Source organism: Winogradskyella sp. PC D3.3, from assembly GCF_054366245.1.
On the sequence record NZ_CM135962.1, the window covers coordinates 2,619,950 to 2,646,214 of the forward strand.

18 protein-coding genes are annotated in these 26,265 nt (G+C 34.4%); 10 read left to right on the forward strand and 8 right to left on the reverse strand.

Annotated elements, in window-relative coordinates:
* Positions 1-32: 32 nt before the first annotated feature.
* Both ACXGSQ_RS11500 and ACXGSQ_RS11505 read right to left on the reverse strand, forming a co-directional pair.
* On the reverse strand, positions 33-377 hold the full coding sequence (locus tag ACXGSQ_RS11500) for a TraB/GumN family protein (protein WP_458626322.1): 345 nt from the start codon (positions 375-377) through the stop codon (positions 33-35).
* Between the two features lie 108 nt (positions 378-485).
* Positions 486-1,376: an aldose 1-epimerase family protein gene (locus tag ACXGSQ_RS11505; RefSeq protein WP_458626323.1), complete on the reverse strand. Its 891-nt coding sequence runs from the start codon at positions 1,374-1,376 to the stop codon at positions 486-488.
* Between the two features lie 81 nt (positions 1,377-1,457).
* Between ACXGSQ_RS11505 and ACXGSQ_RS11510 the strand changes: the two genes are divergently transcribed.
* On the forward strand, positions 1,458-2,759 hold the full coding sequence (locus tag ACXGSQ_RS11510; RefSeq protein ID WP_458629354.1) for an anthranilate synthase component I family protein: 1,302 nt from the start codon (positions 1,458-1,460) through the stop codon (positions 2,757-2,759).
* A gap of 282 nt (positions 2,760-3,041) precedes the next feature.
* Here ACXGSQ_RS11510 and ACXGSQ_RS11515 read toward each other — a convergent pair whose 3' ends face one another.
* Positions 3,042-3,731, reverse strand: a complete 690-nt coding sequence (locus tag ACXGSQ_RS11515; RefSeq protein ID WP_458626324.1) for a hypothetical protein — start codon at positions 3,729-3,731, stop codon at positions 3,042-3,044.
* 155 nt (positions 3,732-3,886) lie between these two features.
* Here ACXGSQ_RS11515 and tilS point away from each other — a divergent pair, with 155 nt between their 5' ends.
* From tilS to ACXGSQ_RS11555, 8 genes are all read left to right on the forward strand, one after another.
* On the forward strand, positions 3,887-5,203 hold the full coding sequence (tilS, locus tag ACXGSQ_RS11520) for a tRNA lysidine(34) synthetase TilS (RefSeq protein ID WP_458626325.1): 1,317 nt from the start codon (positions 3,887-3,889) through the stop codon (positions 5,201-5,203).
* 89 nt (positions 5,204-5,292) lie between these two features.
* Positions 5,293-6,915: an adenine deaminase gene (gene ade, locus ACXGSQ_RS11525; protein ID WP_458626326.1), complete on the forward strand. Its 1,623-nt coding sequence runs from the start codon at positions 5,293-5,295 to the stop codon at positions 6,913-6,915.
* An 87-nt stretch (positions 6,916-7,002) separates the two neighbouring features.
* Entirely contained in the window at positions 7,003-8,892 is a 1,890-nt protein-coding gene (locus ACXGSQ_RS11530) for a CocE/NonD family hydrolase (protein WP_458626327.1), read from the forward strand.
* A 168-nt stretch (positions 8,893-9,060) separates the two neighbouring features.
* Positions 9,061-10,020: a YheT family hydrolase gene (locus ACXGSQ_RS11535; RefSeq protein WP_458626328.1), complete on the forward strand. Its 960-nt coding sequence runs from the start codon at positions 9,061-9,063 to the stop codon at positions 10,018-10,020.
* A 213-nt stretch (positions 10,021-10,233) separates the two neighbouring features.
* Positions 10,234-11,772: a YifB family Mg chelatase-like AAA ATPase gene (locus ACXGSQ_RS11540; protein WP_458626329.1), complete on the forward strand. Its 1,539-nt coding sequence runs from the start codon at positions 10,234-10,236 to the stop codon at positions 11,770-11,772.
* Positions 11,773-11,848: 76 nt separating this feature from the next.
* Complete coding sequence (locus ACXGSQ_RS11545; protein WP_458626330.1) at positions 11,849-12,967, forward strand: DUF2891 domain-containing protein; 1,119 nt, start codon at positions 11,849-11,851, stop codon at positions 12,965-12,967.
* A gap of 1,395 nt (positions 12,968-14,362) precedes the next feature.
* Complete coding sequence (locus tag ACXGSQ_RS11550) at positions 14,363-14,875, forward strand: hypothetical protein (protein ID WP_458626331.1); 513 nt, start codon at positions 14,363-14,365, stop codon at positions 14,873-14,875.
* A 691-nt stretch (positions 14,876-15,566) separates the two neighbouring features.
* Positions 15,567-16,373: a sensor histidine kinase gene (locus tag ACXGSQ_RS11555; RefSeq protein ID WP_458626332.1), complete on the forward strand. Its 807-nt coding sequence runs from the start codon at positions 15,567-15,569 to the stop codon at positions 16,371-16,373.
* Here the strand turns inward: ACXGSQ_RS11555 and ACXGSQ_RS11560 are convergent.
* From ACXGSQ_RS11560 to ACXGSQ_RS11580, 5 genes are all read right to left on the reverse strand, one after another.
* Complete coding sequence (locus ACXGSQ_RS11560) at positions 16,370-17,080, reverse strand: RluA family pseudouridine synthase (RefSeq protein WP_458626333.1); 711 nt, start codon at positions 17,078-17,080, stop codon at positions 16,370-16,372. The genes ACXGSQ_RS11555 and ACXGSQ_RS11560 overlap by 4 nt on opposite strands.
* 83 nt (positions 17,081-17,163) lie before the next feature.
* Positions 17,164-17,982 carry a 3-methyl-2-oxobutanoate hydroxymethyltransferase gene (gene panB, locus ACXGSQ_RS11565; protein ID WP_458626334.1) on the reverse strand — a complete coding sequence of 273 codons (819 nt, stop codon included), beginning with the start codon at positions 17,980-17,982 and terminating at the stop codon, positions 17,164-17,166.
* Between the two features lie 122 nt (positions 17,983-18,104).
* The gene (locus ACXGSQ_RS11570) at positions 18,105-19,529 is read right to left on the reverse strand and encodes an L-serine ammonia-lyase (RefSeq protein WP_458626335.1); all 1,425 of its coding nucleotides are present in this window, start codon (positions 19,527-19,529) and stop codon (positions 18,105-18,107) included.
* A gap of 126 nt (positions 19,530-19,655) precedes the next feature.
* Positions 19,656-20,171 (reverse strand): dihydrolipoamide dehydrogenase, encoded by a 516-nt coding sequence (locus ACXGSQ_RS11575; protein ID WP_458626336.1) that lies wholly within the window; start codon positions 20,169-20,171, stop codon positions 19,656-19,658.
* A 177-nt stretch (positions 20,172-20,348) separates the two neighbouring features.
* Positions 20,349-23,924 (reverse strand): choice-of-anchor I family protein, encoded by a 3,576-nt coding sequence (locus ACXGSQ_RS11580; protein ID WP_458626337.1) that lies wholly within the window; start codon positions 23,922-23,924, stop codon positions 20,349-20,351.
* A gap of 272 nt (positions 23,925-24,196) precedes the next feature.
* Between ACXGSQ_RS11580 and dnaK the strand changes: the two genes are divergently transcribed.
* Positions 24,197-26,110, forward strand: coding sequence for a molecular chaperone DnaK (gene dnaK / locus ACXGSQ_RS11585; RefSeq protein ID WP_458626338.1), 1,914 nt, complete (start codon positions 24,197-24,199; stop codon positions 26,108-26,110).
* The last annotated feature ends 155 nt before the right edge of the window (positions 26,111-26,265 follow it).

Here is a 26,265-nt window from a genome sequence, read left to right on the forward strand (position 1 = left end):
TCCCAGTCGTCATCATATTCGTCCCAATAAGTTTAAGAATCAAACATTTTGAACGCAGTGTTTTGAGTTACTTTGTTTATCGGACCAACAATGGCTATGTACGAAATGGCCTCCATTAAAGAATCAGGATTCACGCCTAAAGCAAAATATTCAGCACTTTTAATAGCAGGCATTACGGCATCACTAAAGTTAAATGCTCTAGCATCATCGATGTGCATGGTCCCAAATAAGTACGATGGTGTCTCTAAGTTGTTCCCTTCAATTTTCCATAGTAAGGAATAGGTGTTGTTGTCTTGAGCAAACGTAAATTGCGTTATAAAGACTAGGACTATAAGTAGGTAAAATGAAGTGTTGTCTTTGAAAATTTGGTGATTCATGCTGTGGTTTTATTTCTTTGAGGCAAAATAATATACTTTTATACAATGAGACATTTTAGTTCAATAAAAGCACCAGTATATAATTGCATTTAAAGTGATGTAAACGATTTATGCTAAATGATTTTTATTAATTTCTATGCTGTAACTCGCGCTAAAATTAGAATGAGCTGATAGTTTTATAATGCCTTCTTTGGTTTCTATTTTTTGATTTGTTGTCTCATTGTCAGCAATACCTAACCATGGTTCTATACAGACATAAGGAGCATTTGGTTTTGCCCAAATCCCTAATTGTTTAAAATCTTTAAAGCTTACTGTAACTACTTTTCCTTTAGTTTTATGGTTTAAACTGACTATCCTCGATTTTAAATCTTTAAAAATTAAAGCATCTTCGTTAAATAAATCAGGGTGTAAATTGATCTTGTTACCGTTTGTAAAAACAGGTATGGTTTTAGACGTTAGCAAGCCATTATCCATATTTAAAAGATAAGATTGGCTATTTTCGTTTTGGTCAAATTCTAGATAATAATCCGTATAATTTTCATCTTTTGATAGTGGACAATTAAACGCAGGATGGCCTCCTAAAGAAAAGTAAAGTGTTTTATGATCTAAACTTGTAACGTCATGCTGAATGGTTAGTTTGTTGTTAGAAAGGGTATATGTGATTTCAAGTTCGAATAAAAAAGGATAAATTGCATATAGTGCTTTATTAGATGTTAATGAAAACGTAATGCTTGATTCTGTTTGGCTTTTAATAATAAACTGATCATTATGTCTTGCAAAGCCATGTTTTGACATCGCGTAAATTTTGTTGTTGTAAGTGTAATGGTCCTCTTTCATAGAGCCAATAATAGGAAACAAGTTTGGGGCGTGACTTCCCCATATTTCTGAATCAGCTTGCCATAAAAATTCAGTTTTATTTTTTACAGAAGTGATGTTGCATAATTCAGCACCTTTAGATGTTATGGTTAGTTGAAGTAAGTCGTTATTTAAAGTGAACATTGTTTTTTGTTTTTAGAAATATACAAATATGATGTAATTAAGAAGTATTCTCATTATTTTTACAACGAATATAGTATACTCTTGAGAACAACAACCTATTATCAGCCTAAAAACACGGATAATTTTAAAGCACAATTATTGCTTTGGAGTCAGCAATTTAACGATGTTGTTTGGTTAGATTCAAATAACCATAACAATCAATACAGTAATTATGATGCGGTTTTGGCGGTAGATGCTTTCACGGCCATTAAAACTGATTATTTTGATGCTTTTGAACGCTTAAAAGACTACCAAATATCGACTAAGGATTGGATTTTTGGTTACCTCACTTACGATTTAAAAAACACTACAGAATCGCTAAACTCTCAGAATTTTGATGGCTTAGCATTTCCGGATTTATATTTCTTTCAACCTAAAAAGCTCTTTTTATTTAAAGATAACCAAGTTGAAATTCAATACCTCAACATGGTTGAAGATGAGATTGAAGATGATATAATATCTATTAATACTTGTGTCTCTTCGAGCGCAGTAGAGACGTTGGAGCGTTTTAATCCAATAAAAATAAAATTAAGAATTCACAAAGACGAATATTTCGATAAAGTCACAAAAATGTTAGCACATATCCATAGAGGAGATATCTATGAAGCTAATTTTTGTCAAGAGTTTTATGCTGAAGACAGTGAGATAAATCCGCTAGAAACGTTTAAGAAATTGAATGAGATTTCGAAACCACCTTTTGCTAGCTTCTTAAAGTTTGAAGATAAATATATGATGTCTGCGTCTCCAGAGCGTTATATTAAAAAGAACGGAACGACTGTAATTTCTCAGCCCATAAAAGGAACAGCCAAACGTTCTGAAAATGACGTTGAAGATTTAGAATTAATTGAAGCGTTGTTAAAAGACCCAAAAGAACGTAGCGAAAACGTAATGATAGTAGATTTGGTGCGAAATGATTTATCGCACACGGCTACAAAAGGAAGTGTAGAGGTGAAGGAGCTTTGTAAAGTGTATTCGTTTTTACAAGTCCATCAAATGATTTCAACAGTTCAGTCTAAAGTCGCACCAGAAACCAATGCTGTAGATATTATAAAATCTACTTTTCCGATGGGAAGCATGACAGGTGTTCCAAAAATTTCTGCTATGACAATCATTGAAAACTTGGAAGAAACAAAACGCGGTTTATATTCGGGTTCTGTTGGTTACTTTGCACCAAATGGAGATTTCGATTTTAATGTAATTATTAGAAGTATTCTCTACAACGAAACAAAAAAATACATTTCTTATTCTGTAGGTGGTGCCATCACTGCGAAAAGCGACCCTCTTAAAGAGTACGAGGAATGTTTAATTAAAGCCAAAGCAATGCGTGAAGCTCTAGAAGGATAGTTTTTAAGTATTTCTCAAATTTCAAACCAACTATTCACATAATCATTTATCACAATGGCTCTGTGTGTCTTCATGGTTTTTATGTGCAGCACTGTGAAATAGCATTTAGTCACAATCGTAGTTTTTAGATAATTAACTGTTTATTTTGAACTTTTCATCGAATGTTAAACAAGAGTATTCACTTAATCATTAAGTAAAATCTAGAAGTGCCATCTCCATGCAGCTCTAAATAATAGTTTATTTATCCTAACAACTAATCAACTGATAACTAATAAACTATCATTATTCAATATGCCGTCTAAAAGTCCGTTTAACCTTATCAAAAATCGCTTCAACACGCTTTTGCTCAATCTTCTTGATCTTAGCAATAGCTTCAAAATCTAATTTCCCAAAAATGTATAAATCCATAATGTTTGAGACGTTAAAGGGCAGCCAATGATAAAGTTTGTCGAATACTTTTGGAGATTGTTTTGTAGATAAATCTTTGACTTCAAAAGCATTTAAAATAGAGGTCTCTTTATCAGCAAATAGCTGTAAGGTGTCATTGTCATTTTGATGGTAAGAAATATCGTTGAGTTCCGTGTTTAAAATAAAATCAAAGTCGGCATCAACGGTGTAATCTTCGTTAAGTTTAGATAATTCTTTTTTAAGTAAGTCATCGGTACTAATGGTGTCTTTGTGATGTGCTTCGTTTTTAAATAACACATTCATGTAATTATCCACAAGCTTAAATAGCTCAAGTTTTACAGTCATAGGTTCGGCATCAACGTTAAAACCGTTATCGTAAAGTAGAATAATACTCTCGTCAATAATACCGTTAGATGAAAACATGTTTTTTGGTAGAATTCCTAAGGTTTCAGCAATATAAATTCTGTGTTTGACGTAAGGGTGTAAATGTGGTAAAGCCGAAAGCACCTTTTTGTCAAAGGTATTACGTGCAGATTCTGTTGTTGGTTTTTTTGTTACACTCATGACCTAGTAATTTTAAATTCATTTAAAGTTAAATAAAAAGAAAACAGGTTGATATGATAAATGTCATTTTAACATCAGAGTTTATAGTGTAGAAGTCTTAAAACTTTGATTCTTTGTATCTCTGAGAAAATGAATAATTTCAATACCTTTGAGGAGTGCGGAAAGAATTTAAAAATCATATTACTAAAAACCTTTCATTTTTAAATGAAAGCAAAATACTCATTGCTATTTCAGGAGGAATAGATAGTGTTGCCTTGGCGCATTTATGTCATGGGTTACACCTAAATTATTCTCTTGCACATTGTAATTTCAATTTAAGAGGAGCGGAAAGTAATGCTGATGAAGACTTTGTTTTAGAATTAGCAGAAACGTTGGGTGTTGAAGTTTTTATTCAAAATTTCGATACTCAGGCTTATGCTGATGAAAACAAGCGTTCTATTCAAATGGCAGCGCGCGAATTGCGCTACGATTGGTTTAAAGAACTCGCAGAACAATTAAATTTCGATTATATACTTACAGCACATCATGCAGATGATAACTTGGAGACGTTCCTAATAAACTTCACAAGAGGAACTGGCTTAAACGGTTTAACTGGAATTCCGATGCTAAATGGTAATGTTGTAAGGCCTTTGTTGCCGTTTTCAAGAGTGCAAATTGAAGCTTTTGCAAAACAGGAAAGCATTTTGTGGAGAGAAGATGCTAGTAATGCGTCGCGAAAATATTTACGAAATAAATTACGACACGAAGTTGTTCCGATCCTGAAAGAAATCAATCCACAATTATTAGAAAGCTTTCAAAATACCATTTCTAATCTTATTGATACGGCAAGTCTCATAGAAGACAACTTGAATAACTTTGCTGAACGCGCTATTGCTTCTGTTGATGATTATGGTGTAAGCTATAAAATTTCAGAATTTAAAACCCTTAATAATCCTAAGGGCTATTTGTTTGAATTGTTTAAAGACTATGGGTTTACAGAATGGAATGATATCGTCGATTTACTAGATGCACAATCTGGGAAATTGGTAAAATCGAATTCACATCGTTTAATTAAGCATCGCGAGTTTTTAATATTAACTGATTTGGGTGATTTTGAGCAAAGCGAAGACGTTGTTTTTATAACTGAAGATACGCGTAAAATAGAGACATTCATAGGGCAATTGACTTTTGCTGAAGTAGATTGTATTTCGAATACATCAAAGCATGTAATTTATCTTGATAAGGACCTCTTAAAATTTCCATTAGAATTAAGACTTTGGAAAGAAGGAGATGTGTTTCAACCTATCGGAATGGCTGGTAAAAAGAAGTTGAGTAAATACCTTAAGGATGAAAAGCAGTCTTTGGTTGAAAAAGAAAATACCTGGTTATTAACGTCCGATAATAAAGTCGTTTGGGTCGTTGGAAAACGTGCTGACGAACGATTTAAAGTGACAAAAAAAACTAACAATATAATTAAAGTTGAAGTTAAGTAAATGGTTTTTAGATGGTTAAGGATTAATTATTTGTGGTATATTTTTTTATAGGGTTCTAAATGGGTTTATAATAAATTAAAACAGACAATTTGATATTAAAAGGAAACATCGTAGATATTCAAAATCGAAACATCTACAAAGGAGAAGTGACTATTAAAAATGGTAAAATTGAATCTATCGTAGAAAAGGATTGCGAAGAAAATCATTTCATTTTACCAGGATTTGTAGATGCACATATTCATATCGAGAGTTCAATGTTGGTGCCAAGTGAATTTGCAAAAATTGCTGTAAATCACGGAACCGTTTCTACGGTTTCAGACCCACACGAAATCGCCAATGTACTTGGGGTAAAAGGTGTGGAATTTATGATTGAAAATGGAAAGCAAACCCCTTTTAAATTCAATTTCGGAGCACCTTCTTGTGTGCCAGCGACGAGTTTTGAATCGGCAGGAGCAGTGATTGATTCTGATGCTATTAAAACCTTAATGGCGAATCCTGATATTAAGTATTTGGCTGAAATGATGAATTACCCCGGAGTCATTTATGATGATGCCGAAGTGCTTAAGAAAATAGAATGGGCCAAACATTACAATAAACCAGTTGATGGTCATGCGCCAGGATTACGTGGTGACGACTTAACAAAGTATATTTCAGCAGGGATTTCAACAGACCATGAATGCTTTACTTATGATGAAGGTTTAGAGAAACTTCAAAAAGGTATGAAAGTTATTATAAGAGAGGGGAGTGCTGCTAAAAACTTTAACGCACTTATTGATTTATTAGACGAGCATTATGAGCATATGATGTTTTGTTCTGATGATAAGCATCCTGATGATTTGTTATTAGGGCATATAAATGAAGTTTGTGCAAGGGCTGTTGCTAAAGGTAATGATGTTTTTAAAGTATTACAGGCGGCTTGTGTCAATCCTGTAAAGCATTATAATTTAGAGGTTGGTTTACTTAATGTAGGTGATGCTGCCGATTGTATTGTTGTTGAAGATTTAAAAACTTTTAAAACACTTCAAACCTATATTAATGGAGAATTGGTTTACGATAATGGAGTATCAAAAATTAAACATGTTGATTTTCAGAATTTAAACAATTTTAAAACCAATAAAAAGGAAGTTTCTGATTTTAGATTCGAGTCAACGGCAAAACAAATTAGAGTCATTGAGTGTCTAGACGGTGAGTTGGTGACTAATGAGATCATTGAAAATTCTACAATTGAAGACGGAAATTTAGTGTCAAATGTAGAAACGGACGTTTTAAAAATGGTTGTTGTGAATCGCTATCAAAACGATCAACCTGCAATAGCATTTATTAAAAATTATGGATTAAAGGAAGGCGCAATTGCGAGTTCTGTTGGTCATGATTCTCATAATATTATTGCTGTTGGTGTTTCAGATGAGGCTATTTGTAAAGCTGTGAACTTATTAATAGAAAATGAAGGTGGTATTTGTGCGGTTTCAGATGCGGAACAAAAAGTAGTAGCACTTCCTGTAGCAGGGATTATGAGTGATAAAAATGCTGACGTTATAGGAAAGCAATATTCCGAATTAGATAAAATGGCCAAACAATTAGGAAGCAACCTTCATGCGCCATATATGAGTTTGTCGTTTATGGCCTTATTGGTGATTCCGGCATTAAAATTAAGTGATAAAGGACTTTTTGATGGAGGAAAGTTCGAGTTTACTTCAGTTGAAGTTTCTTAAAATCCAATCTATCTTGTAAGGTTTCTAAAACCTGACAGGTGTGATGTTCAAAATTAACTACCTTAGAACTATTAAAATTCAACCCACATGATATTCCAAAGAATTACGCTTTTTTTATTAATTTTTATCACACTTGCAAGTTGTAAACCTGCTGAAAATTATACTATTAATGAGGTTTCGGAAATTGCAGTTGAGGCAGTTTACAATCCTAAGGACTATTACACCAAGAAAGAGGTTATGATAACGATGCGTGACGGAATTAAGTTACATACCTCTATTTATTCGCCAAAAGATACAACGAGAACATATCCTATTTTAATGATGCGTACGCCATATAGTTGTAGGCCTTACGGTGAGGACGAATTCAAATCTAAAATAGGACCAAATAAATATCTGATGGAAGAAGGTAATATTATGGTGTATCAAGATGTGCGTGGGCGTTGGAATAGTGAAGGGGTTTATGATAATATGCGTGCTTATATTCCAAACAAAACAGGAACTCAAACTGATGAAGCAAGTGATACTTACGATACTATTGAATGGTTGATAAATAATGTTGAAAACAATAATGGTAAAGTTGGGACTTACGGCATTTCATACCCTGGGTTTTATGCAACGTATTCCCTGTTGGATGCGCATCCAGCTTTGAAAGCAGTATCGCCACAAGCCTGTATCGGTGATTTCTTTTTTGATGATTTTATTCATAATGGTGCTTTTTTATTGAGTTATTGGAGAGCCACAGCTTTATTTGGAGCTATGAAGGATAAAACGACTACTGAATCATGGTATAATCTTCCTGATTTTGAAACCGAAGATCAACATCAGTTTTTCTTAGATCATACACCTTTAAGTAAATTGAATAAGTTTTATGATAGTACTAATGTGTTTATGGAGCAAATTAAAACCCATGTTACTTATGATGACTTTTGGCAGAGTAGAGGTATTATTCAGCATTTAAAAGACATTAAACCGGCGACGATGATTGTTGGTGGTTTGTTTGATGCTGAAGATTTATATGGACCTTTTAATACGTATAAAAGCATTGAAGAAAATAGCGACAACTATAACACTGTTGTTTTCGGACCTTGGAGTCATGGGGATTGGGCTAGAAATAGTGAAAGACAAGTGGTTGGGAATATCCATTTTGGAGACAGTATCTCAGATTATTTTCAGAAAAATATTGAAACGAAGTTCTTTAATCATTTCTTAAAAGGAGACGCTAATGGAGATACTAATTTAGCTGAAGCGCACATGTTTAATACAGGTACAAAAGAATGGCAATCGTTTGACGTTTGGCCTCCTAAAAATGCAACGAAGGAAAGTTATTACATGCAGCCTTATGAGCACTTAACACAGCAACCTAATAAAACGTATGGGGCATCAGAATTTATAAGTGATCCTAAAAAACCTGTGCCCTATACTGAGGATATTGGAGTTGGATTTACACCTCGTAAATTTATGACAGACGATCAGCGTTTTGCGTCAAGGCGACCAGATGTGCTAACTTTTGAAACAGAAATCTTAGAAGAGGACGTTACATTAGCGGGTGATATTCTAACAAAGTTATACGTTTCAACAACAGGAACGGCAGCAGACTGGATTGTAAAAGTGATTGATGTGTTTCCTGCGGATACTAAAAACACGGACGATGTTCAAGATCATTTAAAATTGAGTAATTACCATATGATGGTGCGAAGTGAAGTCTTAAGAGGACGTTTTAGAAATAACATGTCTAACCCAGAGCCTTTTGTGCCAAACGAAAAGACAAAAGTGAATCTAAAGTTGCAAGATGTATTTCATACCTTTAAAAAAGGACATAAGATCCAGGTGCAAGTTCAGAGTACGTTCTTTCCTTACATAGATGCGAATCCACAGACGTATGTCGATAACATATTTGAAGCCAAGGAAGCGGATTTTCAAAAGCAAACACATAAAGTCTTTAATGATTCATCTATAGAGTTTACTGTGCTTAAATAATATACAACAATTACAACATAGTTGTCACTTCGAGTGATTTCGAAGCATGAGAAATTGTATCGAGAGGTTTTTTGTAGAGTAATCCTTTAAAAAGTTCTCGATACATCCCGAAGAAAAAGTCGTGACACTCTAACTAACGCGAATCTATAAATAGGAAATATTAAAAGAATGCCAATAATAGAATCAACCTACAAACCGCCATTCTGGGCTAAGAAAAGCTTTGTGTCAACCGTTTTTTCTGGGTTAGCTCGAAAAGTTGATGGGGTAGATCAAACTAGAGAACGCATAACACTTCCAGATACCGACTTCTTGGATTTAGATTGGAGTTATGCGCAACAAAAATCGAACAAAATTATTATTCTTTTACATGGTTTAGAAGGTAATGCGCAACGACCCTATATTACGGGAACAGCAAAGTACTTTAATAGCAATGGTATCGATGCTGTTGCGGTCAATTTTAGAGGTTGTAGTGGTGAGCCTAATCTCTTATTTCGTAGTTATCATTCTGGAGCAACCGAAGATTTAGACGCTGCGGTAAAGCATGTATTATCAAAAGGACAATATGATGAAGTCTATATCAAAGGTATAAGCTTAGGTGCTAATATGGTTTTAAAATATGTAGGTGAAGGAAGAGCGCTTCCAACGGAATTAAAGTCGGTTATTGCAGTGTCTACTCCTTGTGATTTAAAAGGCTCTTGTGGAGAGTTATTAAGTTTTAAAAATAAACATTACGCGATTCGATTTTTAGCGCATTTAAAAGATAAGTTGAAACCAAAATTGGAACAATTCCCTGATAATATTTCGCTTACGGATTTTGATTCAATTAAAACTTTAATTGATTTTGATGATGTTTATACGTCAAAAGCACATGGTTTTAAGGATGCTTTAGATTATTATGATAAGGCTAGTTGCTTACAATTCCTGCCAAATATAAAAATACCATCTTTAATTATTAACGCACTTAATGATTCTTTTTTATCAGCTGAATGTTATCCTGTAAAAGAAGCTAAACAGAGTCCAAATGTCTTTTTAGAAATGCCAAAATATGGAGGACATGTTGGGTTTGTAGGTAAAAAGAATTTGTATTATAACGAGAAACGTGCTTTAGAGTTTGTTAACCAAACGTAGTTTATTAATTATTTACAATAGTTTTCGTTAAACAATGCATTTTTCTTCTGGTTTATTAGAGCGGGTGTATTTTATAAAAGCTGAATTAGGTAGTGAAAAATCTATAAAAAAAAACATTAACAATAAAGGTGTTCAGTGAGTTATAGCTTATTGTGTTTTGAAGGTATTTTTTTATTGCGTTGGTTTTCTTACATTTAGAAAAACTAATTATTCATGCTTAAAAAAGTTTTCGCTAGTGCCGTTTTTGGAGTGGAGGCATCGACAATTACCATTGAGGTTAATGTAGATAAAGGAGTTGGGTATCATTTAGTGGGGTTGCCTGATAATGCCATAAAAGAGAGTAATTATCGAATTGCAGCTGCACTTCAAAATAACGGTTATCGCATTCCTGGAAAAAAGATTACAATAAACATGGCTCCTGCCGATTTACGAAAAGAAGGTTCGGCATACGATTTAACCTTGGCAATTGGTATTTTGGCAGCGTCTAATCAAATTAAAGCTGAAAATATAGAGGATTATCTTATAATGGGAGAATTGTCCTTAGATGGAAGCTTACAGCCTTTAAAAGGGGCTTTGCCAATTGCGGTAAAAGCAAGAGAGGAAGGTTTTAAAGGGTTTATTCTCCCAGTCCAAAACAGTAAAGAGGCTGCTATCGTAGATGATTTAAAAGTGTTTGGTGTTGAAAATATCATGCAGGTCATCAATTATTTTGATAAGGGTGAGCCTTTGGAGCAAACCATTATTAATACACGAGATGAATTTTATAAAAATCTAGATTTTCCGGAGTTCGATTTTGCAGATGTCAAAGGCCAGGAGTCTATTAAGCGTTGTATGGAAATTGCAGCAGCTGGAGGGCATAATATTATATTAATTGGTCCGCCAGGTTCTGGGAAAACCATGTTGGCAAAGCGTTTGCCTAGTATTTTACCGCCAATGACCTTACATGAAGCTTTAGAGACAACAAAAATTCATTCTGTTGTGGGTAGGGTAAAAGAACATTCTGGATTAATGGCACAAAGACCCTTCAGAAGTCCTCATCACACCATATCTAATGTTGCGCTCGTAGGTGGCGGAAGTTATCCGCAGCCGGGTGAAATATCCTTATCGCACAATGGTGTTTTGTTTTTAGATGAATTGCCAGAATTTAAACGCGAAGTTTTAGAAGTGATGCGTCAACCTCTTGAGGATAGGGAGGTGACGATTTCTAGAGCCAAATTTACCGTTACGTATCCGTCATCATTTATGTTAGTGGCGAGTATGAATCCGAGTCCGAGTGGTTATTTTAATGATCCCGATGCGCCAATAACATCATCCCCAGCGGAAATGCAACGGTATTTGGGTAAGATTTCTGGACCGTTATTAGATCGTATTGATATTCATATTGAAGTGACACCAGTGCCATTTGAAAAACTAGCAGATGAGCGAAAAGGGGAATCGTCAGTTGAAATTCGGAAGCGGGTTACTAAAGCTAGGGAGCGGCAAACGGAACGCTTTAAAGATTTAGATCACGTGCATTATAATGCTCAAATGAGTACCAAGCAAATTCGCGAATATTGTAAGTTGGATGAGGCGTCAATGCAGCTTTTGAAGTCGGCCATGGAGCGCTTAAATTTATCGGCAAGAGCTTACGATAGAATTTTGAAAGTAGCTAAAACAATCTCTGATTTAGAAGGATCGGATAGGGTATTGGGAGCGCATATAAGCGAGGCAATTCAATATCGTAGTTTAGATCGTGAAGGTTGGTTAGGTTAAGTTTATAATTTTGTATTAATAATTTGTAAACAATACGTTAGTGTTGTTTATTTAATTTTGTAGTTTAAAATAATTCATGAAAAATCAATATATTTTAATTGTTATCCTAATTGTTTTTAGTTGTAATAATAGAGAGAAGGATAGGGGTGAAGTTGTGGTTGTTTCTGATGAGGTTAGTGTTGTGAAAGGACCTAGCTTAAACTTGGAACAAGCTAATCGTTTGGCGCAATTACCCTTGCATTGTATGGATATGGAGTATCCTAATAAACTTAATCAAACAATAGGTGCTGCGTCAGATTTAAAAACACCAAAAGAATTGCATCCGGCGTTTTATGGGTGTTTCGATTGGCATTCTGCGGTTCATGGGCATTGGAGTTTGGTGTCGCTTTTAAAACAGTTTCCGAATTTGGAGCGTAAAGATGAGATTCAGCAAAAATTACTTCAAAATATCTCTAAGGAGAATATAGCGCAAGAGTTGCTTTATTTTGAAGGGCAGTATAATACGTCTTTTGAACGCACTTATGGTTGGGCTTGGTTGCTTAAATTGGCTGAAGAGTTGCATACGTGGAATGGTTCAGTGGTAGCAGAAGAGTTGGAGGTGAATTTGCAGCCATTGACAGATTTGATTGTTCGGAAATATTTGGAATTTCTGCCTAAATTAAATTACCCGATAAGGGTAGGTGAGCACTCGAATACGGCTTTTGGGTTGAGTTTTGCTTATGATTATGCTGTTGCTGTAGGGCATGATGAGTTAAGGGTGTTGATAGAAAATAGAGCTAAAGATTTTTATAAAGAGGATCAGGATTGTCCGATAGAATGGGAGCCTAGTGGATTTGATTTTTTGTCTCCTTGTTTAGAGGAGGCTGCTTTGATGAAGCGTGTGTTGTCTGTTGAGGATTTTAAAGTGTGGATTGGTGGTTTTTTGCCAGAGCTTAGTGATGAAAGTTTTGACTGGTCGGTTGGCGAAGTTTCTGATAGAACAGACGGGAAGTTGGTGCATCTTGATGGTGTGAATTTTTCGAGAGCATGGAGTTTGAATTATGTGGCAAAGGGCTTATCTGAGTATCAGCATCTTCAGAATTTAGCGAATAAACATATTAATTATTCTTTGCCGAGTATTGTTGGTGATGGTTATGAGGGAGGGCATTGGCTTGGTAGTTTTGCGATCTATGCTTTGAATTCTATTGATAAATGATTTATTGGTGGCTAAAAAAAAATAGATGCTTTAGTAGGTGTTGTTTGTGGTGTGAATTGGTGAATGAAGAAGGTGTTTTGGTGAATTATTTTTTTGTTTAAAACGTGGTGTTTATATCAGTGATTTTATTTGTAATATCAGGTGGAAAAAAGAGGTGATATGATCTTAAAAAATAAGAGGTTTTTTGGAGTCTATTTTGATTATGATTAAGCTAAGGAAAAACAAGCTTGATAATGCAGTGGAAGTGTTGTTGAAAATAACTGTTGTAGGAGGGGTAAATGTAGGTGTGATTATCGTCTAATTTGGGTAAAAAAAGTATTAAAAACCAATGTGATAATGATGGTTTTTATTTTAGATTTTGGAATGCGCTGACTGTTTAGTTTGTGAAAAAAAAAAGGTTGGTGTTTATGGGTAAAGCGGACTTTGTATTGGTGCTTTAGTTAAAGTGTTAAATTAAATTATATATATTAAAGATAAGGTTTAATTAGTTTGTGTATTTATTTCAATTTTAAGGCGTTAGATTTTGACTATTGATAATGTCAATAGTGGGTTTTTTAACCCGAAACAGTATGTGTAGAATCCGAATTGAGAAGGTGTTATTGTGTTTTGATGATTTTAATTTGTTTTTGTGTTGTAACGAGAATTCTACTAGGAATTAGATTTGTTTTTGAAGAAAAATAAGGTGTTTAAATTTGAAATTATTAAGTTTAATTTTGAAGCTATTTGTGTGGTTTGAATTGTTGTGATTTTATACTTCGTTTAACTCGATTAAAAACGGAGTTTCAAACATAACATGATTGCAAGTTTTGATGATGAAAATGACCAGTTATTATAGATGGAAAACAAGCCCTAATTTAACTAAAAAAAATGGCCGAAATTTTAGTGTGTTTTGGAGGTATTTTAGATGGGATTATTCAATATAAAATAGATCTCGTTTTATTAAGTCGTTGCTACGATAAAATTTTCTCTAATTTCAAAATTTGAAGAGTTATAAATTAAGAATAAAGAAATGCATTCCACTTTCGATATAAACATGATTTAGGTATTAAAAAAGGGATTCTATACTTTTATAGAAGGGCAATGTTGATTAGGATAAAAAAAACAATTGTGTGATTTTTAGTTAGAGATAAGAGTGGTTGTTTTAGTGTTTCTAATTTCACTAGGAATGATAAAGCTTCGCCTATCGAGACTATTTATCCGTTTAATGCGAGGTAGTCAAACCATTGTTGTTCTAAATTCTGCAGTCATCTAGAAAACGGATGGCTATCTTAGGTAAGAACAACTGAGGTAATGGCTTGAAAATAAGATGGAATGGTTTTTAATATGAGAAAATGTTTTGTATATTAAATATAATTGATAATTTACAACTACTTTTAACAAAATCAATCCTTTACTATGAGAAGATTCGGATTACTTATCCTAGGAATTATATTAGGAGCTTTAGCTATGTATTTCTATTTTAAAAATAATCAAGATATGTCAACTAAACCACCAACGATTAAGCCACCATTAGGTGTCATTACACCAGAACAAATTAAAACCTTAGATAACGCTTACGATCAGCGTTACACCATTATAAGCGATTCGTTATTTAAAGGGTCTAAGACAGGTGACAATAGATCGTCATGGTACAAGATCGAAGACATTGAGCAGTACTTAGAGTATGCTAAGCAGCAAGCTAAAGATAATGGATATACCTTAGATGGATTGCGTTTGTATTTAGGCGCTCACCCTGATACAAAAGAAGAAAAAGGCTTAACGACATTGTTTTTTGTACCTACGGGCTACAGTAATACTGCAGAAGGAAGTGTTTTTTCGTTGCAAGACAGAGGTAATGATTTAGAAGGTTCTGACGGATTAGATATGGGGAATAGTGGGCGTCCACCTAAAGCTAAATATCCTCAATAGGCATAAATTAAATGCAGGAATTTTTAAAGGAATATTACGGCTTAATTACATTAGTAGTAGAGTTTATAGCCGCTTTAACAGGAATTGTTTTTTACAAAAAGTATAAGCATTCAGTTGCTAAATACTTAGTGTATTTTCTGATTTATGTTTTTTTTGTTGAGTTAGTGGGAGGGTACCCTGATTTTTTATATAGAATTGGGTATTATCATTTAATTCAAGGTACTTTAATTGAAAATAACTACTGGTGGTTTACTATATTTTGGTTTTTTGCACTAGTGTCTTTTATTTCATATGTAAATTATAACATCATAAAGAAACCTATTTTTAAGAAGACGATGCTGTATGTTTATATTACCTATAGCAGTTTGTTTGTACTTTACTTTATTATTAATTTTGAAAAGGTGTTTTTAATAATAAATCCATTTTTAATGATTTTAAGCCTTTGGGCCGTTTTTGTTTTTGTTTGTATTTATTTGGTTGATATTCTTCAAAGTGAAAAAGTGATTTACTTCTATAAATCCATTTACTTTTATATTAATTCTGCTATTTTTTTTTGGTCTTTACTGCTAGGACCAATGGTTTTTTATGAAATATATTTTTCAACTGCAGATTGGAATTTTATCATTTTAAAATATCAAATTTATTTATCTGTTAACGTTATTTTTTACCTAACATTATCAATAGCTCTTATATGTTGCAAGCCAGAACCCCAAAAGTAAGTTCAGACGCAGAGCGCTATCTGCTAGTTTACATGATTGGTGTGTTAATTGTGATTAGTGGTTTAATCATTATTTTCTTTGTTGTATTCCAAAAACGTAAAAACAAATTACTATTAGATAAACTCAAACAGCAGCGAAAATTTGATGCTGAGCTTGTGAAAACGCAACGTGAAATTCAAGAAGAAACCTTAAAGCATATTGGACGCGAACTTCATGATAATGTTGGTCAAAGACTTGTGTTGGCAACCATGCAAATGAACGCAGTGGCTTCTGTTGTAAAGGATGAAACTAGAGCAAAAATAGATAATGCTGCTTCAGCGTTAAAGGAGTCTTTAGATGAAGTAAGAGCGCTCTCTAGATCATTGAATAGTGACGTTATTTTTAATTTAGGTTTTGAGGCTACGGTTAAAAATGAATTAGAGCGTATAAATAAAACCGGGTTAGTGCAATCTAGTTTGTCTATTACGGGTAACAGGGTGAAGTTTGAAAATAAAAGAGATGAAGTTATTTTGTTTAGAATTCTACAAGAGTTCTTTTCTAATACTTTAAAATACGGTGAAGCTGAAAATTTAAATGTAACTATAGATTATCAGGAACAGGTCTTAAAGATTAATCTAGAAGATGATGGAGTCGGATTTGATGTTGAGCAAGCTAAAAAAGGATCAGGACTTATAAATATGGAAACACGATCTGATTTGTTAAATGCGGAATTTCAATTACAATCACAGTTAGAAAAAGGTACAGTCCTTTCAATACAATATCCTTACAAAGGAATTTAGACATTGCAAGCGTTCCAAAGAGCATCATTAGGTAATGGTGCTGTAATAAACACCTCTTTTTTCTTTACAGGATGCATAAACCTTAGGGTTCTGGCATGTAAGCTAATACTAGCATCTTTATTACTGCGATCAAACCCGTATTTTAAATCGCCTTTTATTGGACAGCCTATTGATGCTAATTGCGTTCTAATTTGGTGATGTCTACCGGTTTCTAAATCGATTTCTAAGAGATAAAAATTATCTAATTTTTGTTTTACTTGATAATGAAGAATAGCTTTTTTGCTACCATCCACTTCTTTAATGTAAGCTGTAGATTTATTGTTTTTCGGATTTTTTTTTAACCAATGGGTTAAGGTGTCATTTGTTTTTGGAGGTTGGTTTTTTACCAAAGCCCAATAGGTTTTTTTTGCTGTTTTTTCTGCAAAAAGCTTATTTAATCTTGGTAGAGCTTTACTCGTTTTGGAGAACATCACAATACCGGTTGTTGGTCTATCTAAACGATGAACAACGCCTAAATAGACATTACCTTCCTTATTGTATTTATCCTTTAAATACGACTTTACAACGTCGCTTAAAGGTTTGTCTCCGGTTTTGTCTCCTTGTACAATATCTCCCGCACGTTTATTAACCACGATGATGTGGTTGTCTTCATGAAGTACTTGAAGATTGTTTTTATTAGAAAGGATTTTATTAGAATTATGACTCACGAATTCATTGAAAATTAATTTTGCTTACTGCTTACTGCTTACTGCTTACTGCTTACTGCTTACTGCTTACTGCTTACTGCTTACTAATATTGTTCTTCATCATTAGGGAAATCTTCAGTCTTTACATCATCAACATACTGTGAAATTGCTGTAGTCATTTCCTCATAAAGATTCATGTAGCGACGTAAAAAGCGCGGGTTAAACTCGTGTGTCATTCCTAACATATCGTGTAAAACAAGTACTTGCCCGTCAACACCATCTCCAGCACCAATACCAATTACAGGTATAGAAACACTGTCGGCAACTTCTTTAGCTAAAGCCGCAGGGATTTTTTCTAAAACAATCGCAAAACAACCTGCTTTTTCGAGCATTAAAGCATCTTCTTTTAATTGATCGGCTTCTTGTTCTTCTTTTGCTCTTACGGTATATGTTCCAAATTTATAAATAGATTGTGGAGTTAGGCCTAAATGACCCATAACAGGAATTCCTGCATTAAGAATACGCTTTACGGATTCTTTAATTTCTTTTCCACCTTCCATTTTAACGGCATGGCCACCGCTTTCTTTCATAATTCTAATTGCAGAACGTAAGGCTTCTTTAGGGTCGCTTTGGTAGGTTCCAAAGGGTAAATCAACAACAACTAAACAACGATCAATAGCTCTAACCACAGAAGACGCGTGATATATCATTTGGTCTAATGTTATTGGCAAGGTGGTTTCGTGACCAGCCATAACATTACTAGCAGAGTCGCCAACCAAAATAACATCGATACCTGCACCATCAACGATTTTAGCCATGGTATAATCATAGGCTGTTAACATCGATATTTTTTCACCTCTAGATTTCATATCTACAAGACTCTTTACGGTAATTCTTTTGTATTCTTTTTTTGCTACTGACATTGTGTATTTTTTAATGGATTGTAAAAATACTGAGAATTGTTAAATTACTAGCTAATCTTAACTATAAATGCTATGAAATCTGTAATTAAATAGCGATTAAAAAGTCTAATGGTTTTTTAGTTTTAGCAATCTGTCAGATTAACACCAACAGCTAAACCGCCTTCGGAAGTTTCTTTGTATTTAGAACTCATGTCTTTTGCGGTTTCCCACATCGTCTGAACCACTTTGTCTAAAGGCACTTTTACATTATTAGGATCTGTTTCTAAAGCTAATTCAGCGGCATTGATGGCTTTTATTGCTCCCATAGAATTACGCTCTATACAAGGAATTTGTACTAAACCGCCAATAGGATCACAGGTTAATCCTAAATGATGTTCCATAGCAATTTCTGCAGCGACTAAAACTTGCTCAGGAGTTCCTCCTAATAGTTCACATAAGGCACCTGCAGCCATGGCAGATGAGACTCCAATCTCTGCTTGACAACCTCCCATTGCAGCACTAATAGTGGCATTTTTCTTGAAAATACTACCAATTTCACTAGCTACAAAAAGGAATTTTTTGATGTGTTCAAAATCAGCATCATGATTTTCAATTACTAAATAATACATTAATACAGACGGAATAACTCCTGCGCTACCATTAGTAGGTGCGGTAACAACACGACCTAAGGATGCATTCACTTCATTTACCGCTAAGGCAAAACAGCTCACCCATTTTAAAATCTGACGGAATTTAACTTCCGTTTTTCTAATGGTTTCAAGCCACTCTTGTGGATTGTCGTAGGTGTTATCTCCAATAATATTTTTATGCATATCATAAGCACGACGTCTAACATTGAGGCCACCTGGTAAATTGCCTTCCGTATGACAACCAACATACATACATTCTAGCATGGTATCCCAAATACGTTTTAATTCAAAATCTATAGAGGCTTCATCGCGTATCGATTTTTCATTTTCTAATACAACACCAGAAATAGGTAATTGCAATTGATCACAAAATTTAAGAAGTTCTTCTCCGTAAGCTACAGGGTAAGGAAATGTGCAATAAAAGATGATTTTGTTTGCTTTAGACTCTTTTCGCTCTTCTTGTACCACAAATCCCCCACCAATAGAGTAGTAGGTTGATTTGTAGTTCCGACCATTGATAAGGGCACTAAAAACCATGCCGTTAGAATGAAATGGCAGTGATTTTCGATTAAAAACGATATTGGTTTTAAAGTCAAAAGGAATGGCTTTTTCATTATTCAAGTTTAAAACATGATTTGTCTTAACATCAGATATAATGGTGTCAATATCCTCAATAGGCATACGCTCAGGATCCGCACCAGTTAAGCCTAAAATTACAGCAAAGTCTGTCGCATGACCTTTTCCTGTTAGCGATAGAGATCCATAAAGATCTACCGTTATTTTTTCAACTTTATCAAAACGCTTTTTAGCTTTTAATTCTTTAATCCAACGTTCGGCGGCTCGCCATGGCCCTAAAGTATGAGAACTCGATGGCCCTACGCCAATTTTTAGCATGTCAAATACTGAAATACATTCCATTTTAAAGTGCGTTTAGTCTTAGGGCAAATATAGATGTTGTTTTTAAAAGGAAATAATTCTATAAATAAAAAAGCTCGAAACTAAATTTCGAGCTTTTTTATTTATTTTGAGAGCAGCCTCACAATGTTACTGAAGATACTCTATCACGTCATTGTAATTTGTTACGTCCAAATTAATACTATCTATAAAATCTACAGGAAGTACAACTATTCTAAATGTCTGATTCAAAGTAGCTGCTGTTGATAGGTTATTGCGATCAAAATTTAAAGGTGCATCTATAAATAATCGAACTTCATCAAAGCTATAGTCATAATTGTATTGGAATAACTCACCAGAATCTGTGAAAACTGTTTGAGGAATAAGTCTCCATACATCATTACCTGTTACTGGATCTTGTTCCCAAAGTACATATACTAAAGTCATATCTGTTTCAAAAAGTTCAATTGTACTAGGGATAACAATATACTGTTCATAATTTGGAGGTAAGAAATCAATTGTTCTTTCAAATGATTGTCCGACAAAATTAACTCCGTCTAATCCATCTTGACCATCGTATCCGTCGTATCCAGGTGGGCCTTGTTCTCCTGTACAAGATGTTAATATTAATGAAACAACAAATAATAATGAGGCTATTTTCTTCATAAGGTTATAATTTAATTAATTACTAATGTATTACTATTTAATCAATATCAAACAACATGCCCTTTTGATAAAATAACGCTTGATATGCTCTTAAAATTTCCAAGAGTAATGAAAGTAATAAAATTTGGAGTGAAAAAAGCAGCTACTCAAGTAGCTGCTTTCACACTATGGTTAAACTTAGTCCTTATATATTAAAAGCTTAAAACGTTCACCTTCTTTGGTTTTTAATATATAAGTACCAAGTTTTAAATTTGGTAATTTTAAGTGCGTTGTATTGGCTTTAGAAATCATTTCACGTCCATGAATATCATATAAAGACACTGAAATAGTTTTGTTGAAATAAACAGTTTGATTTGATTTTGAAGGATTTGGGTATATTTTTAATGCTTCAAAATTTAAGGTAAACTCATCATCGCTTAAAGTTGTTGTATTAAGTGCGTAGAAGCTTAATGTAGAACTGACTTCGTTTGCCATAATCACTAAACCAGTGTTATTAGGACTATCTTCTGGTGTTACATAAATAATACCTTCTGGAGCTAAATCACCTCCTTCATCGTCGCCTAAATCTCTATTATTTATATATTTTTCAAATACAGGATTTGTTGGGTCAGTAATATTATAAGTCATAAAACCACCAACACGCTCTAAGGTTATGAAAGCGTAAAACTGACCATCAATTTGAGTTATAGTGACACCTTCGGGTTCAGGACCTTTATTGTCACTTCTATTTTTAAGGTTGTTATTGCTGTTACTTACATTAAAAAGTGATCCATAAATTGGATCATTTGCTGTGATGCGTTCAAAATCATCTGCACTATCGTAAACTAAAGTTCCGGTAGTGGCATTCCATATACTAAAAGAACGTGAACCAAAGATGTGGATTTCATCAAAATCACCATCGTTATCAATATCTCCATTAGCATTAGTAGCAGTTAAACGACCAAGGTTGCTTTCTAATTGTAAAGCATCAGCATTTGGGAAAATAGTTGGGTCTAAATTTAAATCTCCAACTTTTATTTCTTCTTCAAACGTATCATATTCTCTTGCATCGCCTTCATTAGCAGTTACTAAATAAGTAGTTCCTGCAATTTCATAAGATGCCAAAGCATCTGGCATATACATGCCTTTTACTGGCCAATTTGATAAGAAAATGAAATCGGTTTTATCGGAAGTATCAAGTGTATTTCCAGTTAAGCTATGATCTTTTAAACCTAATGGTAATATTGATGTAATGGTATTTGTACTTAAGTCAATAACTCCAACAGCATTGTTTTCTTGTAATGTAACATAAGCAGTTTGAGAATCGTTAGAAAAGGTGATATATTCTGGTTCCATATCTTGAGAAACCGAAGCGCTTGGGCCAAAAACTCTAACACCATTAGTTTTTAATGTTTCAATTTGAGCATCAAAAGCGTTGAAGTTTATCGATGTAACATTAGATTGTAGAATATTACTCAAACCTCCTGTAACATCAATAACTGAAATACTGCCTTCAGGATCTACAGAATAATCATCATTTGGTTGACCTTCATTAGCAACTAAAAGTTTTGTGCCATCTGGAGTAAAGCCAACCATATCTGGAAGATTTCCTGCAGTAACAGTAGAAGAGATAGTCCCATTGATATCACAAAATACAACTACACCATCTTCTAAAGGGCCTTTTGAAATACCAACAGCTACAATACCGTTTTTGTACGCCACACTGGTTGGGTCTCCAAAACTTGATAAGTCAATAGAATTTAATGTTGCAATTGCATTAATATCAGAGAAATCAATAATCTCTAATTTTTGTCCTGTAGAATTCAACACAAACAAACGTTGAGACATAGGGTCATGTGCTACAATTTCAGCAGAACCCGCATCATCAACCAAGTAACTTGTTATATACTGAATATCTAATAGGTCGGTTGCAACAGGAACATCGGTGTCTATGTCTAAAATGTAAATTCCAGTAGTTTCATAGGCTCCAAGCGTTCCGTTTGTTGGATTAGAAAGTTCTAAAATGAAAAGTTCATCCATTTCAGCTAAACCATCATTTACAATAGGAATAGATAATGTAATCGCTTCAGAAGAATTCGCAGGGAAATTGACAGTCTGATTTGTGAATGAAAAATCATCAGTTTTAGTAGCTGTCAATAAATCGGTAACTAGACTAACATCAACAGAAATAGCGTCTGATGAAATTGATGATAATTCAATTGAAATATCTAAAGTAGTTTCGTCTTCACTAATGTTATAGGTCGATTTTGTAAAACTGATTTGTGGTACAACGTTAGTTACAGGATTGTAAATTCCAGGAGATGCAAAAACATCATCACCTAAAGATTGACCAATAAAATTAGTGGCAGAGGCCCAGTTTGTACCTTCATTATAATCTCCGTTAGGGGTTAATAACTCTAAAGAAGGACCATTACCATCAACAGAAGTAGGCCAGGGAGCATCATCACTGTACTCAACTTGAGAAATAATATTTCCATTTGAGTTTTTAATTTGAAGTAATTCGCCGCCATTACCAAGCGCATTAGAAATGGCCTGCGGCATATCTAAAAAGCTAACACCATAAAAGGCATCAGCCGAGGCCTTGTCAGTTGCTAATAGTACAATTTCACCAGAAGCAAGAGTCATCTCAGGGAACGTAAAAGTAAAGTTACCTTCGTCATTAACTGTAATTCCTCCTAAAGAAATAGAACTTGTACTATTATTATAGAGTTCTAAAAATTCAAGAGCGTTAGAATTATTAGAAGGGGCGTTGTACATAATTTCTGTAAATAATAAGCCCGAAGTTGTTGTATTATAGAATAAATCTCCACTGATATAAGGTGCGGTTTGTGTGTTGCTCGATAAATCTTCTAGACTATTAATAGTTAGATTATAAAGCGTGCCTTCAGTAAAACCAGAATGCGTAATTGTAGCAGTTAATGTTGTGTTGTCATAGATAACCGTGTTGATTGTTAAAGCGGGATTAAAAACATAATTAGTTAAGGTTTCGGCACTCGCTTCAGTAATCGCTTCTGTAAATGTAACCTCTACTGTGTTTAGTCCTGAAACAATACCATTTGCTACGCTTGGCGGATGCGTGTCAGATGTTGAAATTATAAAAGCAGAGGTATTAAACGGGACATCTGGAGCAATAGCATCTATACTTTGATCGCCACTAGCGTCTTGTATGTCATAATTCGCCATATTATTTAGTGCGACTAAATAACCATTGGCTGTAAATCCTGTTCTTGGACCATTATAGGCAGCGATGTCTGTACCATTTGGATATGTAATAGCCGTCGTGCCTTCGGTTAGTCCTGTGCCAGTTAAGCCAGTGCCAGCTCCATCGTCATATGCCGAAGAAGCATTTGCGGCAGCCGTGATAAACGTTGTTGGTGTGTTTATATCAGTACCTAAATAAACAAAGATAGCTTCAGCCGATCCGGAAATTCCGCCAGGAGAACCCACAATAGTTCCATGAGACACTGTTGCAGTTGCGCTTATGGTGTAGAATGTAATGACAGTTCCTGCAGAAATTACAGATGCTCCCGTTTGCCACTCGTAATTGGCTTCCCCTGAATTGAATTCAGTTTCTAGCCATTCCTTATCAGAAAAATAAATGGTTGTATTTGCAGGAATATCTACAAAAGTTACCAAGGCAAAGTCATCATCACCATCGGCATTAAAAGCCGTGAATGCAAGATCACCTGTATGTAACTGAGCGCTTGCTAAGCACGTAAATAAGATAAAGAATAATCGTAAAATGTGTTTCATAATGTTTTGGTTGATTTGTTTCGTGTAAAACTATTAAGCACATGTTGTTTAAATATGTACGCAGTATTATAAAAAAATGATGAAATTTTTATGAATGTTATCTTAAGGTTTGAGTAGTGTTATGACGCCTATATAATTCATAACAATTTATTAAAGTGACATCATGTCATATTTTTTGGCGTGGCATAATCATTGACTATTAGTAATCGAGATTAAAAAATTAACACACTATAATTTCCGTGAAAGCGGCAAACTATTAACAAATAAATATTATGAGTAAGATTATTGGAATTGATTTAGGTACAACCAACTCTTGTGTTTCCGTAATGGAAGGTAACGAGCCAGTTGTAATCCCAAACGCTGAAGGTAAAAGAACAACACCTTCGGTTATCGCTTTCGTAGAAGGTGGTGAAATTAAAGTTGGAGATCCAGCGAAGAGACAAGCAGTAACTAACCCAACAAAAACAGTTTATTCTATTAAGCGTTTTATGGGTAACAAGTATTCTGAGTCTAAAAAAGAAGCTGAACGTGTACCATATAAAGTGGTAAAAGGTGATAATGACACTCCTCGTGTCGATATTGATGGTCGTTTATATACGCCACAAGAATTATCAGCAATGATTCTTCAAAAAATGAAGAAAACAGCTGAAGATTATTTAGGACAAGATGTTTCTGAAGCTGTAATTACAGTACCAGCATATTTTAATGATGCACAACGTCAGGCAACAAAAGAAGCTGGTGAGATTGCAGGTTTAAAAGTTCGTAGAATTATTAACGAACCAACAGCTGCTGCTTTAGCTTATGGAATGGACAAAAAAGGTACAGATCAAAAAATCGTAGTTTTCGATTTTGGTGGAGGTACACATGATGTTTCTATCCTTGAATTAGGTGACGGTGTCTTTGAAGTATTGTCTACAGATGGTGACACACACTTAGGTGGTGATGATGTAGATGAAAGAATCATTGACTGGTTAGCTGAAGAGTTTATTAAGGATGAAGATATGGACTTACGTACAGACCCGATGGCTTTACAACGTCTAAAAGAAGCTGCTGAAAAAGCAAAAATTGAATTATCATCTTCTGCACAAACAGAAATCAACTTACCATACGTTACGGCTACAGCTAGTGGACCAAAACACTTGGTACGTACACTAACACGTTCTAAATTTGAGCAGTTAATCGATGACTTAATCAAACGTACTATTGAGCCATGTGAGTCTGCATTAAAAGCAGCAGGTTTATCTAAGTCTGATATTGACGAAGTTATTTTAGTAGGTGGTTCTACACGTATTCCTGCAGTAGTTGCAGCAGTAGAGAAATTCTTCGGAAAAGCACCAAGTAAAGGTGTAAACCCAGATGAGGTTGTTTCTTTAGGAGCAGGTATTCAAGGTGGTGTATTAACCGGTGATGTAAAAGACGTTCTTTTATTAGATGTTACTCCATTATCTCTTGGTATCGAAACTATGGGTAATGTAATGACTAAATTGATTGAGGCAAATACGACGATTCCTACAAAGAAATCACAAGTATTCTCAACAGCAGCAGATAATCAGCCATCAGTAGAGATTCACGTATTACAAGGTGAACGTCCTATGGCAGCAGATAACAAAACGATTGGTCGTTTCCATTTAGATGGTATTCCACCAGCAAGACGAGGAACACCTCAGATTGAAGTAACGTTTGATATTGATGCTAATGGTATCATTAAAGTATCTGCAGAAGATAAAGCTTCAGGTAAAAAACAAGATATTCGTATTGAAGCATCATCTGGATTAACAGAAGAAGAAATCAAAAAGATGAAAGCTGATGCAGAAGCAAATGCTGAAGCAGATGCTAAAGCAAAAGAAACTGCTGATAAATTGAATGAGGCAGATGCTATGATTTTTCAAACAGAAAGTCAGTTGAAAGAGTTTGGTGATAAATTATCTGCTGATAAAAAAGCACCAATTGAATCAGCACTTGAAGAATTGAAGAAAGCATATGAAACAAAAGATATTGCCGTTATTACACCAGCTTTAGATAAAATCAATGAAGCATGGAAAGTAGCAAGTGAAGAAATGTACAAAGCTCAAGCGGAAGGAGGAGCACCAGAAGGTGGACCAACAGATGCAGGTGCAGGTGCTAACGGACAAGCTGCTGATGAAAACAGCGATGTTGAAGATGTAGACTTCGAAGAAGTTAAGTAAGCAGAGAACCAATTCTGACTTTTTTCGTCAGAATTGTGTGAATCGCTTATTCCGAACTTGTTTCGGAATTTCTCGAAACGCACAAAGTTAAAAGCTTGAAGAAGCAAAAGACTTAAATTATAAAAACAAAAGCGCAATCATTAATTTGGTTGCGT